Source organism: Aliivibrio friggae (assembly GCF_057368515.1).
The window spans coordinates 2,409,746-2,424,874 of record NZ_CM170648.1 but is presented as its reverse complement, the minus strand read 5'-3'; the positions used below and the strand labels follow the sequence as shown (position 1 = coordinate 2,424,874).

General features: G+C 42.6%; 8 protein-coding genes, 2 tRNA genes and 3 rRNA genes. 8 read left to right on the top strand and 5 right to left on the bottom strand.

The annotated features are described in order from the left end of the window. Nucleotides 1-149 precede the first annotated feature (149 nt). From erpA to AC2INI_RS11245, 3 genes are all read left to right on the top strand, one after another. Complete coding sequence (gene erpA, locus AC2INI_RS11255; protein WP_045101254.1) at nucleotides 150-491, top strand: iron-sulfur cluster insertion protein ErpA; 342 nt, start codon at nucleotides 150-152, stop codon at nucleotides 489-491. A 139-nt stretch (nucleotides 492-630) separates the two neighbouring features. Beyond that, nucleotides 631-1,743 carry an efflux RND transporter periplasmic adaptor subunit gene (locus tag AC2INI_RS11250; RefSeq protein WP_486304856.1) on the top strand — a complete coding sequence of 371 codons (1,113 nt, stop codon included), beginning with the start codon at nucleotides 631-633 and terminating at the stop codon, nucleotides 1,741-1,743. Between the two features lie 9 nt (nucleotides 1,744-1,752). Then, entirely contained in the window at nucleotides 1,753-4,848 is a 3,096-nt protein-coding gene (locus tag AC2INI_RS11245; RefSeq protein ID WP_486304855.1) for an efflux RND transporter permease subunit, read from the top strand. A 62-nt stretch (nucleotides 4,849-4,910) separates the two neighbouring features. Here the strand turns inward: AC2INI_RS11245 and shyC are convergent, their stop codons facing one another. The 4 genes from shyC to mtnN all read right to left on the bottom strand — a co-directional run bounded on the left by shyC (nucleotide 4,911) and on the right by mtnN (nucleotide 8,768). Continuing rightward, on the bottom strand, nucleotides 4,911-6,218 hold the full coding sequence (shyC, locus tag AC2INI_RS11240) for a peptidoglycan DD-endopeptidase ShyC (protein WP_174213462.1): 1,308 nt from the start codon (nucleotides 6,216-6,218) through the stop codon (nucleotides 4,911-4,913). Nucleotides 6,219-6,398: 180 nt separating this feature from the next. Continuing rightward, nucleotides 6,399-7,010 (bottom strand): TRIC cation channel family protein, encoded by a 612-nt coding sequence (locus AC2INI_RS11235; protein ID WP_486304854.1) that lies wholly within the window; start codon nucleotides 7,008-7,010, stop codon nucleotides 6,399-6,401. A 44-nt stretch (nucleotides 7,011-7,054) separates the two neighbouring features. Further along, complete coding sequence (locus AC2INI_RS11230; RefSeq protein WP_486304853.1) at nucleotides 7,055-8,008, bottom strand: cobalamin biosynthesis family protein; 954 nt, start codon at nucleotides 8,006-8,008, stop codon at nucleotides 7,055-7,057. Nucleotides 8,009-8,072: 64 nt separating this feature from the next. After that, nucleotides 8,073-8,768: a 5'-methylthioadenosine/S-adenosylhomocysteine nucleosidase gene (gene mtnN / locus AC2INI_RS11225; protein WP_486304852.1), complete on the bottom strand. Its 696-nt coding sequence runs from the start codon at nucleotides 8,766-8,768 to the stop codon at nucleotides 8,073-8,075. Between the two features lie 463 nt (nucleotides 8,769-9,231). Between mtnN and AC2INI_RS11220 the strand changes: the two genes are divergently transcribed. From AC2INI_RS11220 to AC2INI_RS11200, 5 genes are all read left to right on the top strand, one after another. Beyond that, nucleotides 9,232-10,789, top strand: a 16S ribosomal RNA gene (locus AC2INI_RS11220). A gap of 65 nt (nucleotides 10,790-10,854) precedes the next feature. Continuing rightward, nucleotides 10,855-10,930: transfer RNA gene (locus AC2INI_RS11215), tRNA-Glu, on the top strand. Nucleotides 10,931-11,250: 320 nt separating this feature from the next. Next, a 23S ribosomal RNA gene (locus tag AC2INI_RS11210) occupies nucleotides 11,251-14,141 on the top strand. A 123-nt stretch (nucleotides 14,142-14,264) separates the two neighbouring features. Then, a 5S ribosomal RNA gene (rrf, locus tag AC2INI_RS11205) occupies nucleotides 14,265-14,380 on the top strand. Together the 16S, 23S and 5S rRNA genes with 2 tRNA genes alongside form the textbook arrangement of a ribosomal RNA operon. A 92-nt stretch (nucleotides 14,381-14,472) precedes the next feature. After that, nucleotides 14,473-14,549, top strand: a tRNA-Asp gene (locus AC2INI_RS11200). A gap of 123 nt (nucleotides 14,550-14,672) precedes the next feature. On the opposite strand, the gene AC2INI_RS11195 is transcribed toward AC2INI_RS11200, so the two are convergent. After that, on the bottom strand, nucleotides 14,673-15,104 hold the full coding sequence (locus AC2INI_RS11195; protein WP_174213463.1) for a DUF1499 domain-containing protein: 432 nt from the start codon (nucleotides 15,102-15,104) through the stop codon (nucleotides 14,673-14,675). Between the last annotated feature and the right edge of the window lie 25 nt (nucleotides 15,105-15,129).

Below are 15,129 nucleotides of genomic sequence, written 5' to 3'. Positions count from 1 at the left end.
AATCCCCATCTAATAAGTAAATAATTATGCTGAATGAGAGCTAACTAGCTCTGTTAAGCGTGATGGATGTATTGAATACTTGAATGAAACAGTCAGGTATTAGATAATCAGAATTAAAATAGAATTGGAAACCAATCTGAGAGGTTGAAATGAGTGATGTATCTGTGCCGTTAACGTTTTCTGATGTTGCTGCAGCAAAAGTAAAAACGTTAATAGCAGAAGAAGAAAACCCAAATCTAAAACTACGTGTATATATTACAGGTGGTGGCTGTAGTGGTTTCCAATACGGATTTACTTTTGATGAAGACGTAAACGAAGGCGATATGACGCTAGTAAATGATGGCGTAACTTTAGTTGTCGACCCAATGAGTTTACAGTACTTGATTGGCGGTGTTGTTGATTATACAGAAGGCCTAGAGGGTTCTCGCTTCTTTATTAATAACCCAAATGCGACAACAACATGTGGTTGTGGCGCATCATTTAGTGTGTAACTACTGAGATAGAAAGGTAAGTTGAGTACTCTCTACTTACCTTTTTTTATAAACTTACGATATAAAAGATAACTCAAACTTACAGTAAATCAGGATGTATTACTGTTTACCTACCTTCTAAGCACTAAGGATTGTTGCTATGGGTAAATACACATCTGCATTTTTCTCCTATCTTATTCACCGCCCTTGGATTATTTCTTCTTTTTTATTTTTGAGCTTATTTCTCTGGATAATGAGCGGTCCTTCTCATGCTGAAAATACAGAAAAAAAGTCAGATAACGTAGCCTTAAAAGTACCTTTAGCGAATGTTATTGTTGAGCGCTTCGAATCAACCCCCACCCATAAAACGATTTCATTATATGGAAGAACAGCGCCTGATCGTAAAACGATATTAGGGGCTCAAGTTGCTGCTCAAGTTGAAGATTTATTAGTAAGAAAAGGGGTTAGGGTTAAAAAAGGTCAACCGATTGCTCATCTAGATATGGCAGATCTTGATTTGCGTTTAAGCCAAGCTAAAGCCATCTATTCTGTTCGTCTGAAAGAATTTAAAGCAGCAAAAGAGCTTCGTCGTAAAGGTCTACAAGGAGAAGTGGCTTTTAGTCAGGCAGAGGCCTCTTTGGCAGAAGCCAGAGCAAGCGTAAGAAATGCTGAACTCATCTTAAAAAATACCACAATCACAGCACCCTTTGATGGCATTGTTGAACACCTCTTTGTTGAAGTAGGTGACTTTGTCAGTCGTGGTGACCCTATGGCAAAAGTGGTGGTATTAGATCCTTTAGTTATCGAAGTTAACGCCAGTGAAAGGCATATTGAGCAGATTAATAAAGGTCAAAAAGCAGAGGTATTCTTTATTAATGGTTCTTCAATTGAGGGTTATGTTCGTTATATATCGAGTGTTTCCTCATTGTCGACCAACACTTTTTCTGTTGAGGTTGAAATACCGAATGTTGGAGCAGAGATCTATGCAGGCATGAGTTCTGAAGTAGAAATAAACCTCGATATTCAGTTGGCGTTAAAAGTCTCTCCTGCCATGTTAGCGCTAAATGAAGCGGGGGATTTAGGAGTAAAAACGGTTATTCAGAGTGAAGGGAACCCTGAGAGTGATCAGAAAGTAAAATTTGTGCCGATCCAATTAGTAAAAGCAGAAGATGATGGTATTTGGTTAACAGGACTTGGTGATGAAGTCGACATTATTACTGTTGGGCAAGGATTTGTCCGTGATGATGATTTCATTCACGCTCAACGTAAGTAGGGACGTCATATGTTAGCTATTATTAATGCGGCATTAAGCCGTGCTCGAACTATGTTGATGCTACTTGTGTTACTGCTTGTGGCTGGCGTATCTACGTATATAGTCATTCCAAAAGAATCTAATCCAGACATCACGATACCTATTATTTATGTGTCGATGAGTCACCAAGGCATTTCGTCTGAAGATTCAGAACGTTTATTAGTTCGTCCAATGGAGCAAGAGTTACGCTCTATTGAAGGAATTAAAGAAATGACAGCTGTTGCTGGTGAAGGGCATGGTTCAGTGACATTAGAATTTAACGTGGGTACTGATTTAGATAAAGCGTTAATGGATGTAAGGGATGCGGTTGATTTGGTAAAGCCAGATTTACCAGAAGAGAGTGATGAACCAACTGTCAATGAAGTTACTTTAGCAGCAGAACAAGCGGTGTTGTCTGTTGTCTTATATGGAACCGTTCCTGAGCGAACAACAGTACAAATAGCTCGTAAATTACGAGATAAGCTTGAAAGCTATAAGCAAATACTAGAAGTTGATATTGCTGGTGATCGGGAAGATGTGGTCGAAATTATTGTCGATCCTCTTTTATTGGAAAGTTACGGATTAGATCAAGCCGCTATTTATAACCTGATAGCACTGAATAATCGAGTGGTAGCCGCAGGGTTTGTTGATACCGGTTATGGACGATTCTCAGTTAAGGTGCCTTCTGTTTTTGATTCATTAAAAGATGTCCTTGAGCTACCGATTAAAGTGGATGGTAAGCAAGTTGTTACCTTTGGAGATATTGCAACGGTTCGAAAAGCCTTTAGAGACCCAAACAGTTACGCCCGGCTAAATGGTGAAAAGGCGATTGTTTTAGATATCAAAAAACGCTCAGGCGAAAATATTATTGAAACTGTTGAGATAGTAAAAGCGGTTTTAGCTGGTGCTCAAGAGCTTGATTCATGGCCAAATAATCTATTGGTAAAATACACATGGGATGAATCAAAAGACGTTAAGATCATGCTTAATGATCTGCAAAATAATATTCTTTCGGCTATCTTACTGGTTGTGATTGTTATTATTGCAATCTTGGGAGCAAGAACAGCACTTCTTGTAGGGATCTCGATCCCAGGATCATTTCTTACCGGCTTATTAATGCTGGCATTGTCGGGATTAACCATCAATATCGTGGTGTTGTTTTCTCTTATTATGGCCGTAGGGATGTTGGTTGATGGAGCGATCGTAGTTACAGAGTATGCTGATCGACGAATGCAAGAAGGGTCGCATCGCATTGATGCATATCGAGAAGCAGCACAGCGAATGGCTTGGCCGATCACCGCTTCTACAGCAACGACATTAGCCGCTTTTGCTCCTTTGCTATTTTGGCCAGATATTACGGGTGAGTTCATGAAGTACTTGCCTCTCACCTTAATCGCGACATTGAGTGCATCTCTTGTTATGGCTCTGCTGTTTGTCCCTGTTTTGGGGAGCTTATTTGGGAAGCCACAGCAAGTATTGCCACAAAAGAGAGAGAGCTTGTATGCCCTGAGTCAGGGAGATTATAGTCAGGCTGAAGGAATTACAAAACTCTACTTCCATACGCTATCGATGGCATTAAAACACCCGTTTAAAATTTTACTGTTGGCAATTGTGCTAGCGGTTGGGATTGGTTTTACTTACGCTAAAGCCGGTTTAGGTGTCGTCTTCTTCCCTGATGTTGACCCTCCGTTCTTAACGGTCAAAGTGCGCTCTCATGGTGATCTCTCTATTAATGAAAAAGATAAATTAATGGTTGAGGTGCAAGACCAAATACTAGGGATGAAAGAGTTAGACAGTATTTACACTCGAACTGGAGGTGATGATGAGATTGGACAAATACAGATCACCCCAGTCGATTGGCAATATCGTCGACCAGTAAAAGAGATCATTAGTGATTTAAGGGCGCAAACAAAGGGTATTGCAGGTATTGAATTAGAGTTCAGTACGCCAAATGCAGGGCCTCCGAGTGAGCATGATTTAGTTATCGAACTCAGTGCTAGAAATGGCGAGAAGCTTAATCAATCAGTCATGAAAGTGAGAGAGTGGATTGACGCTAATCCAGCCTTTACCAATGTAAGTGATACCTCGAATAAACAAGGAATTGATTGGAAAATAGATATTCGTCGAGATGATGCTGCGCGCTTTGGTGCTGATGCGACACTGGTTGGTAATACGGTGCAATTTGTTACGAATGGGCTCAAAATTGGTGATTACTTACCAGATGATAATGATGAACAAGTCGATATTCTTGTTCGTTTCCCTGAAGAGCATCGAGATATTGGGCGCTTTGATGAGTTAAGAGTAAAAACGGCAAATGGGCTGGTTCCCATTACGAATTTTGCGCGGATCATTCCGACTCATAAACAAGATACGATTCATCGAATTGATGGTCATCGGATCTTAACTGTTAAAGCAGATATGAGTGATGGCTATAACTTAAGTATTGAGTTACCAAAGATTGAATCAGCATTGAATTCTTTAGATTTACCTGAGGATGTTGAGTTTAAATTAAGAGGGCAAAATGAAGAGCAAAATAATTCAGCTAAATTTCTTCAAAATGCCTTTATTGTCGCTTTGGCTGTAATGGCAATTATCTTGGTAACGCAATTTAATAGTTTTTATCAGGCTTTTCTTATTCTGAGCGCAGTTTTATTTTCAACCGTTGGTGTTTTTGCTGGCTTGCTGATATTCCAGCGCCCATTTGGGATCATCATGTCTGGAATAGGGGTGATATCTTTGGCTGGGATCGTCGTAAACAATAATATTGTGCTTATTGATACCTACAATACGTTACGTAAAGAAGGGCTTGAAAAAGTAGATGCGATATTACAAACCGGTGTTCAACGCTTACGACCAGTGCTATTGACTACGGTGACAACGATCTTAGGTTTAATGCCAATGGTACTGGAAATGAATATTGATCTGGTAAGTCAAAAAGTGGAGTTTGGTGCACCTAGTACTCAGTGGTGGTCACAATTAGCAACGGCAGTTGCTGGGGGCTTAGCATTTGCGACGGTATTAACGTTAGTATTAACGCCTTGTTTACTGATGTTAGGCAGAGATAAAGCATACTCAAACGAGAGATAAAAATAATGCCTTACGATGTCATCAGATCATGACGTCGTAGGGCATTATCGTACTTTAACTTACTAGTGAGTTAGTACAGGGGGCTTGCCAACGATAAATTGGCTGTACTGCTCAAGTTGCTTTAGGCGTTCTTTTGCTACAAGTTCAAACTCTTTCTTATCGTTACCTGTTAATGATTTTGATTGTGGTAACGAGACTGTTCTAGCGTCTTTATGAACACCGTTAACTAAGAATTCATAATGTAAGTGAGGGCCAGTAACTCGGCCTGTACCACCAAGCGTACCGACAGTATCACCTTGTTTTACTCGTTGGCCTGCTTTTACATAACGTTTAGTCATGTGCAAATATTTAGTAATGTAGGTATTACTGTGGCGAATAAAGACATAGTTACCATTAAATCTATTGTAACCCGACTTATCTACGACACCATCACCCGCAGCCCAAATAGGCGTACCAACCGGTGCGACATAATCTGTACCTCTATGTGCTTTTCTTTGGCCAGTCACTGGGTGTAAGCGACGAGGATTAAAGTTAGAACTTACATAACGGAAGTTAATTGGAGAGCGTAAAAAGGCTTTTTTCATTGCTCTGCCATTTGGCTCGTAGAAATTGCCATTTTTATCATTACGAATAGCGGTAAAAGTATCTCCACGGTTGGTAAAAGAAGCAGCAATGATATTACCTTTGCCTGCGTATTCGCCTTCTACATATCGCTCTTCATAAAGAACTTTAAAGTTGTCACCTTCACGAATATCTAATGCAAAATCGATATCCCAACCAAAAATCCCCGCCAGTTCCATAATTTGGTTGGCATTTAAACCTGCAGTTATTGAAGCATTCCAGAAGTTGGATGTAATCGTTGCTTTGGTGTAGTTAAGTTGTGTTTCGATATCTTGTTTTTCAAATAAACCAAGATAGCTATCACCTACTTTGCTGATCCGAAATGTCTCAAATTTACTGATTGGACGGATAAGTTGAATTATTTCTTGGTTTTTGTTGAAGCCAAATTTTAATTTGTCTCCTGGGCGAAGCCGAGTGAGCTGATTTTCTATCTCTTTATCGCTGCTGGTTAAGTTATAAAGTTGACGAGCAGTTAAACCGACGCGGCTGAATAGTACAGAAGCACTTTCACCAGACTTTACAGTATAAGTTTCCCAAGAGAGTTGTTTATTTTTAGAGGCTTGCTCATGAGAAATAAGGGACTCTTGGCGAATTTCAATCGGGTATGTTTGTCCAACGGATAATTTATAAAAACCGGAGTCTGGTGCGACAGAATCTGGGATAGTCGCTACAGCAGCAACTATTCCAGCACTGCAAATACCAATAAGAATGCGATGGATAACAGGAATGCGAGTTAATTTAGATAATATCATTCGACTAATTAGGTAAAGAATTCATAAAAATAACGACATAGGAGTTTAGCTTGTTTTTAGGTTAACTGCTATGTGATGAAGTTATCGTTTTGTCACCTTTTAATAAAAAAAAGTTCAATAAATTTAAAATAAACAAGAAAAGCCAACTCAATAATGGAAAAGAGTTGGCTTAACGTTTTATTTATTAAGAGCGAAGGTCGGTAAGGATAAGTGCCAGCGAATGGCTGCGAGTCGAATGATTAGTGTTGTAGCTACGCCTAAAAGCATTGAGGTTGACCCTTCAATATCAAAGGCTAATGATGAAGTATGTACAATGCCTCCTAGTATACAAGCCGTTGCATAGACTTCACTTCTAAGAACCATAGGCACTTCACGAGCAAGTACATCGCGAATAATACCGCCACCGCAACCAGTAATTACTCCCATTATGACTGCAACCATAGGGTCAGCATTATATTTCAGTGCCTTTTCGACACCAATGCCAACGAAGACCGCTAAACCAATGGCATCTGATACTGGCAGGATATACCAAGGAAGACGTTTGGGCTTTCTGATGATTAACATGGTTAAAATGCAGGTAACAAAGATGACTAATAAATAGTTGGTATCCGTAATCCAGAAAACAGGGGTAGCGCCAAGCGCCATATCTCGAATCGTTCCTCCGCCAATAGCGGTAACACTAGCAAGTACAGTGACCCCAAAAGGGTCCATTTTTAATCTTCCTGCTAATAACACTCCTGAAATAGCAAAAATGGCGGTACCAAACATATCAATTATATAGATTAACATCTTGTCCTCTATGACTTACTGCATGATGTCGTTGAAATAAAAAGTTATAACCCATGTTTGATTATAACCATTAGGGTGCTTTGAAGAATTAACCAGATAGCGATTCTCCAACTTAAAAAACGATGTATTTGCGCTAAATGAATCGCTGAAGGCGCAATTTTCCCTCCAAGTTTTGGACGACTGATTTTCTTGCCTTGATAAATAACAGGACCGCCTAGAGAAAGCTCAAATTTTTTACCAATAATGATAAGTAGCCACGCATTATTTGTATTTGCCCAACTCTTACGTTGTTGGTTGAGTGTTTGAAGTGTTATTTGGAAATGCTTTCCAATAAGGCACAGCAAACTAAAAAGTTTGAGAGGAATAAAATCAAGAAAGGTTTGTATAGTTAATGCGGGATTACCAAAAGGTCTGAATGAATCTCTTGAAGGAGACCAAGCTCTTGCTAATTCTAATGATAGGCGATAGATAAATGCACCTATTCCTCCTGCAATACCGTACCAAAATAAAACACCGATAACCGTTCTTGCATAGCCTAAAATTATTGCTTCTGCACTTGCTTTACCTAAGCCCAATAAAGATAAAGGTTCAACCTCTCTATTGATCCACGGTTGTAGTGCTTTTTTTGCGTCTTTCTTATTGTCTTGATTAATTGCTTGAATCGTTGCTTTGCAGAGTTTTTCAACCCCTCGCCATTCTAATGAAATAAGCAATAGACCTAAATTAAATAGCGGAAGGTTCCAAGCGATTGGTTGAGCGGCAATACACACAATAAATGCAGGAATGATCATTAACGTCCAAGCTAGAAAGCCAGAAAGAAGGCGTTGTTGGTAAGAGCGAGCTGTATTTACTTTTGTGGCTAACAGTTCAGCGAATTTCCGCCAGATAGTCATTGGGTGTGCATGTACGGGAATCGGTAGAAGTAAATGAAATAATAATGCTCCCCATAAAACCAATAGAGAGTAATCAGCAATGAGTAGAGATAATTTTTCAGACATATATGTTTACTATATAGAGGGAAAGAATTGAGCTAACTAATTTGTTAGCTCAATTACGTTGCAATTATTTTAGCAATGCGACCATTTTAGTCACCATTTCTGATGAGCTTTGCGCAGCAAGAGGTAAAAACTCCTCAAAGCTCATTGGTGATTCTTTATCAGCGACATCTGAAATTGCACGAACAACAACAAATGGAATTTCAAACTGGTGGCAAGTTTGAGCAATTGCTGATGCTTCCATTTCAACAGCGATAACTGATGGAAAGTGAGTGCGGATAAATGCTTGACGCTCCGGAGTACATACAAAAGCATCACCAGTACAGATTAAACCACGTACAGCGTGTTTATTTTCCATTTGTGTTAATGCTTGCTCTGCCACAGACATTAATTTCTCGTCGGCTTTGAAAGCAGCTGGTTGCTGTGCCATTTGACCCATTTCGTAACCAAAAGCAGTTACGTCTGCATCATGGTGACGTACTTCTGTTGAAATTACGACATCACCAAGATTTAGTGATGAATCAAACCCACCAGCTGAACCTGTGTTTAGTACAAGATCTACATTATGATCTGAAATAAGTAATGTTGTACCTACTGCAGCAGCAACCTTACCAATACCAGATTGTAGCAATACAACATCAGTGCCAGATAATGTACCTGTATGGAAAGTACATCCTGCTTTTGTTGTTGTCGTTAAGCCTTCAATCTGTTCTTTTAGAATGGCAACTTCTTGTTCCATTGCACCAATAATGCCGATTTTCATGTGTATATCTCAATAAAGTTTGAATAGATGATAATTGTAACATAGCTATTAAAGAGTGAGGAGCTAAGAGTAATGAGGTTAATCACGTATAAAATGGTGTTTTTAGATTGATATTTGCTCGGATTGTTTAATTATTATTCGAACGATATTATTTTTAATAAAAAGCCTTGCACGAAATTCTTAATTGCCTATACTGCGCATCCACTGACACGGAGCGAGTGATTCAAATCACAGTATGCCTTGTTAGTTTGCTCTTTAAAAATTTGAAACCTATTAATCTGTGTGGGCACTTGTGAGTTGATAATCACTAGTTTGCTTTTACTTTTCGAAGTGAATTCAAACAAAATAATCAATGAACTGAGTGACTACACAAAATTACTTTTATGTAACAATCAGTATTAATCATTGAGCCGGTTTTGTTTCTGCTTCTCCTTATAGAAAAGACAGAGCAACCAAAAAACTTTAATTGAAGAGTTTGATCATGGCTCAGATTGAACGCTGGCGGCAGGCCTAACACATGCAAGTCGAGCGGTAACAGAAATTAGCTTGCTAATTTGCTGACGAGCGGCGGACGGGTGAGTAATGCCTGGGAATATGCCTTAGTGTGGGGGATAACTATTGGAAACGATAGCTAATACCGCATAATGTTTTTGTTCATTACGGACAGGAACCAAAGAGGGGGATCTTCGGACCTCTCGCGCTAAGATTAGCCCAGGTGAGATTAGCTAGTTGGTGGGGTAAGAGCTCACCAAGGCGACGATCTCTAGCTGGTCTGAGAGGATGATCAGCCACACTGGAACTGAGACACGGTCCAGACTCCTACGGGAGGCAGCAGTGGGGAATATTGCACAATGGGCGAAAGCCTGATGCAGCCATGCCGCGTGTATGAAGAAGGCCTTCGGGTTGTAAAGTACTTTCAGTCGTGAGGAAGGGTGTGTAGTTAATAGCTGCATATCTTGACGTTAGCGACAGAAGAAGCACCGGCTAACTCCGTGCCAGCAGCCGCGGTAATACGGAGGGTGCGAGCGTTAATCGGAATTACTGGGCGTAAAGCGCATGCAGGTGGTTCATTAAGTCAGATGTGAAAGCCCGGGGCTCAACCTCGGAACCGCATTTGAAACTGGTGAACTAGAGTGCTGTAGAGGGGGGTAGAATTTCAGGTGTAGCGGTGAAATGCGTAGAGATCTGAAGGAATACCAGTGGCGAAGGCGGCCCCCTGGACAGACACTGACACTCAGATGCGAAAGCGTGGGGAGCAAACAGGATTAGATACCCTGGTAGTCCACGCCGTAAACGATGTCTACTTGGAGGTTGTGGCCTTGAGCCGTGGCTTTCGGAGCTAACGCGTTAAGTAGACCGCCTGGGGAGTACGGTCGCAAGATTAAAACTCAAATGAATTGACGGGGGCCCGCACAAGCGGTGGAGCATGTGGTTTAATTCGATGCAACGCGAAGAACCTTACCTACTCTTGACATCCACAGAAGAGACCAGAGATGGACTTGTGCCTTCGGGAACTGTGAGACAGGTGCTGCATGGCTGTCGTCAGCTCGTGTTGTGAAATGTTGGGTTAAGTCCCGCAACGAGCGCAACCCTTATCCTTGTTTGCCAGCACGTAATGGTGGGAACTCCAGGGAGACTGCCGGTGATAAACCGGAGGAAGGTGGGGACGACGTCAAGTCATCATGGCCCTTACGAGTAGGGCTACACACGTGCTACAATGGCGCATACAGAGGGCTGCAAGCTAGCGATAGTGAGCGAATCCCAAAAAGTGCGTCGTAGTCCGGATCGGAGTCTGCAACTCGACTCCGTGAAGTCGGAATCGCTAGTAATCGTGAATCAGAATGTCACGGTGAATACGTTCCCGGGCCTTGTACACACCGCCCGTCACACCATGGGAGTGGGCTGCAAAAGAAGTGGGTAGTTTAACCTTCGGGAGGACGCTCACCACTTTGTGGTTCATGACTGGGGTGAAGTCGTAACAAGGTAGCCCTAGGGGAACCTGGGGCTGGATCACCTCCTTAAACGATAGATTGCGATTTATGAGTGTTCACACAGATTAATTAGGTTTTAATTTAGAGTATCCAGTGTCCCGTTCGTCTAGAGGCCTAGGACACCGCCCTTTCACGGCGGTAACAGGGGTTCGACTCCCCTACGGGATACCATCTTTAAACGTTCTTTTAGGTAACACCTTTAAGAGTCTTTAAAAATGGTTACACGCATTAGCGTGAAATCGCTCTTTAACAATTTGGAAAGCTGACTGATTTAACTAACTTAAGAGTTAGATAAATCAAAATTTAAAAGTTCTTAATATCTTTTGTTTATCTTTTAGATAAACAAATTAAAAACACATTCAAGTGTTCTTGTATTTTGAATCCGGCGAAAAACCAGAACTCGCAATGACGAGTTCAACCTTGGTTGCTGTTTTGTCTTCACTTTGAAAAGTGAAAGCAAACGGTCCATACGAAACCTCTTGGGGTTGTATGGTTAAGTGACTAAGCGTACACGGTGGATGCCTTGGCAGTCAGAGGCGATGAAAGACGTATTAACTTGCGATAAGCGTAGATTAGGTAGTAAAAACCATTTGAGTCTACGATTTCTGAATGGGGAAACCCACTAGCATAAGCTAGTATCGCTGCGTGAATACATAGCGCAGCGAGGCAAACCGGGAGAACTGAAACATCTAAGTACCCCGAGGAAGAGAAATCAACCGAGATCCCGAAAGTAGCGGCGAGCGAAATTGGGTTAGCCCTTAAGCTTTTAATGAGACAGGTGAAGGCTCTGGAAAGTGCCGCGATACAAGGTGATAGTCCTGTAACCGACATCTCATCATCAGTGAAAACGAGTAAGGCGGGACACGTGATATCCTGTCTGAATATGGGGGGACCATCCTCCAAGGCTAAATACTACTGACTGACCGATAGTGAACCAGTACCGTGAGGGAAAGGCGAAAAGAACCCCTGTGAGGGGAGTGAAATAGAACCTGAAACCGTGTACGTACAAGCAGTAGGAGCATACTTGTTATGTGACTGCGTACCTTTTGTATAATGGGTCAGCGACTTATATTCAGTGGCAAGGTTAACCGTTTAGGGGAGCCGTAGGGAAACCGAGTCTTAACTGGGCGTTCAGTCTCTGGATATAGACCCGAAACCAAGTGATCTAGCCATGGGCAGGTTGAAGGTTGAGTAACATCAACTGGAGGACCGAACCGACTAATGTTGAAAAATTAGCGGATGACTTGTGGCTAGGGGTGAAAGGCCAATCAAACTTGGAGATAGCTGGTTCTCCCCGAAATCTATTTAGGTAGAGCCTCGGACGAATACTACTGGGGGTAGAGCACTGTTAAGGCTAGGGGGTCATCCCGACTTACCAACCCTTTGCAAACTCCGAATACCAGTAAGTACTATCCGGGAGACACACGGCGGGTGCTAACGTCCGTCGTGGAGAGGGAAACAACCCAGACCGCCAGCTAAGGTCCCAAAGTTATAGCTAAGTGGGAAACGATGTGGGAAGGCTCAGACAGCCAGGATGTTGGCTTAGAAGCAGCCATCATTTAAAGAAAGCGTAATAGCTCACTGGTCGAGTCGGCCTGCGCGGAAGATGTAACGGGGCTAAGCTATACACCGAAGCTGCGGCAGTACAATTTATTGTGCTGGGTAGGGGAGCGTTCTGTAAGCCGTTGAAGGTGGTCTGTAAGGGCTGCTGGAGGTATCAGAAGTGCGAATGCTGACATGAGTAACGATAAAGGGGGTGAAAAACCCCCTCGCCGGAAGACCAAGGGTTCCTGTCCAACGTTAATCGGGGCAGGGTAAGTCGACCCCTAAGGCGAGGCTGAAAAGCGTAGTCGATGGGAAACGGGTTAATATTCCCGTACTTCTTATAATTGCGATGGGGGGACGGAGAAGGCTAGGTAGGCTTGGCGACGGTCGTCCAAGTTCAAGTGCGTAGGCTAAGAGTTTAGGTAAATCCGGACTCTTGTTAGGCTGAGACACGATGTCGAGCATCTACGGATGTGAAGCTATTGATGCCATACTTCCAGGAAAAGCCTCTAAGCTTCAGATTATAAGGAATCGTACCCCAAACCGACACAGGTGGTCGAGTAGAGAATACTAAGGCGCTTGAGAGAACTCGGGTGAAGGAACTAGGCAAAATGGTACCGTAACTTCGGGAGAAGGTACGCTCCTAGCGGTGATGAGACTTGCTCTCTAAGCTGCCGGGAGTCGCAGATACCAGGTGGCTGCAACTGTTTATTAAAAACATAGCACTGTGCTAAATCGTAAGATGACGTATACGGTGTGACGCCTGCCCGGTGCTTGAAGGTTAATTGATGGGGTTAGACTTCGGTCGAAGCTCTTGATCGAAGCCCAAGTAAACGGCGGCCGTAACTATAACGGTCCTAAGGTAGCGAAATTCCTTGTCGGGTAAGTTCCGACCTGCACGAATGGCGTAATGATGGCCACGCTGTCTCCACCCGAGACTCAGTGAAATTGAAATCGCTGTGAAGATGCAGTGTACCCGCGGCTAGACGGAAAGACCCCGTGAACCTTTACTACAGCTTGGCACTGAACATTGACCCTACATGTGTAGGATAGGTGGGAGCCTTTGAAACCAGTACGCTAGTATTGGTGGAGGCAATCTTGAAATACCACCCTTGTATGCTTGATGTTCTAACGTTGGTCCCTTATCGGGATTGCGGACAGTGCCTGGTGGGTAGTTTGACTGGGGCGGTCTCCTCCCAAAGAGTAACGGAGGAGCACGAAGGTGGGCTAAACACGGTTGGACATCGTGTGGTTAGTGCAATGGCATAAGCCCGCTTGACTGCGAGAATGACAATTCGAGCAGGTGCGAAAGCAGGTCATAGTGATCCGGTGGTTCTGAATGGAAGGGCCATCGCTCAACGGATAAAAGGTACTCCGGGGATAACAGGCTGATACCGCCCAAGAGTTCATATCGACGGCGGTGTTTGGCACCTCGATGTCGGCTCATCACATCCTGGGGCTGAAGTCGGTCCCAAGGGTATGGCTGTTCGCCATTTAAAGTGGTACGCGAGCTGGGTTTAGAACGTCGTGAGACAGTTCGGTCCCTATCTGCCGTGGGCGTTGGATGATTGAAAGGGGCTGCTCCTAGTACGAGAGGACCGGAGTGGACGAACCTCTGGTGTTCGGGTTGTTACGCCAGTAGCATTGCCCGGTAGCTAAGTTCGGGATCGATAAACGCTGAAAGCATCTAAGCGTGAAGCGAGCCTTGAGATGAGTCATCCCTGATACTTTAAGTATCCTAAAGGGTTGTTGAAGACTACGACGTTGATAGGCAGGGTGTGTAAGTGCTGTGAGGCATTGAGCTAACCTGTACTAATTGCCCGTGAGGCTTAACCATACAACACCCAAGGGGTTTTGAACGGATTTGAAATTGCAAGAAACGTATTGAATGTGATTAAGAACACATACCAGCTTTCCTGATTATTATTTATCTCTTATTGAGGTAGATAGAAAGAATTTGCTTGGCGACCATAGCGTTATGGACCCACCTGATCCCATGCCGAACTCAGAAGTGAAACGTAATAGCGCCGATGGTAGTGTGGGGTTTCCCCATGTGAGAGTAGGACATCGCCAGGCTTTAAATTAGTTTTTATCTTTTTAAAGATAAAAACAGAATAAAACATAATATGTTTTATTTAAGTAATAGCATTATGCTGAATAGACACTGCGGAGTGGTAGTTCAGTTGGTTAGAATACCGGCCTGTCACGCCGGGGGTCGCGGGTTCGAGTCCCGTCCACTCCGCCACTATTTGAAAAAGCCCTAATCGAAAGATTAGGGCTTTTTTACGTCTATCTAAAAGTAAAATGATGCGGAATAGACACTGTGAAGTGGTAGTTCAGTTGGTTAGACTTTCTATTGGAGAGCTTTTTATTGAGAAATTATGTTTTGCTCTAGTAGCATCGTTCTTAATTTTTCAACGCGCTTTTTATTTACACCAAAGTCAGAGTGTCCTGTACGAGACTCTGAACGAACAATAAGGTTACTCCCTTCTATTCTAAGCTCTAAATCATCAACAAAGCGAAAGACAGTACTTGTCGATTCTATTCTGACGTAGTTTTCGCTCATAACTGCAATCTTTGCACCTTTGAGCTGCTCTGCTATTTGAGCGATAGTCTCTATTTTTGTATCGGGGTTATTAAGTGTGAAAGGGGCAGCGTTGAAATCAGCTCTAGTTTCTAATGTCGAGATGCAGTTAGGTTTATCAGCACACATCATTTTTGACTTATCAGGCATATTATCGATTCCTTTACTGCAGGCGGTAAGTGTTAGCAATATTGAAAATATGGAGATTATTTTTATCATAGGTCAGTTCATTATTTTGAAT

Excerpts from the sequence above, each read along its gene's own strand:
- erpA (WP_045101254.1), top strand. The coding sequence starts at position 150 with ATGAGTGATGTATCTGTGCCGTTAACGTTTTCTGATGTTGCTGCAGCA.
- AC2INI_RS11250 (WP_486304856.1), top strand. The coding sequence starts at position 631 with ATGGGTAAATACACATCTGCATTTTTCTCCTATCTTATTCACCGCCCT.
- AC2INI_RS11245 (WP_486304855.1), top strand. The coding sequence starts at position 1,753 with ATGTTAGCTATTATTAATGCGGCATTAAGCCGTGCTCGAACTATGTTG.
- AC2INI_RS11235 (WP_486304854.1), bottom strand. The coding sequence starts at position 7,010 with ATGTTAATCTATATAATTGATATGTTTGGTACCGCCATTTTTGCTATT.
- AC2INI_RS11230 (WP_486304853.1), bottom strand. The coding sequence starts at position 8,008 with ATGTCTGAAAAATTATCTCTACTCATTGCTGATTACTCTCTATTGGTT.
- mtnN (WP_486304852.1), bottom strand. The coding sequence starts at position 8,768 with ATGAAAATCGGCATTATTGGTGCAATGGAACAAGAAGTTGCCATTCTA.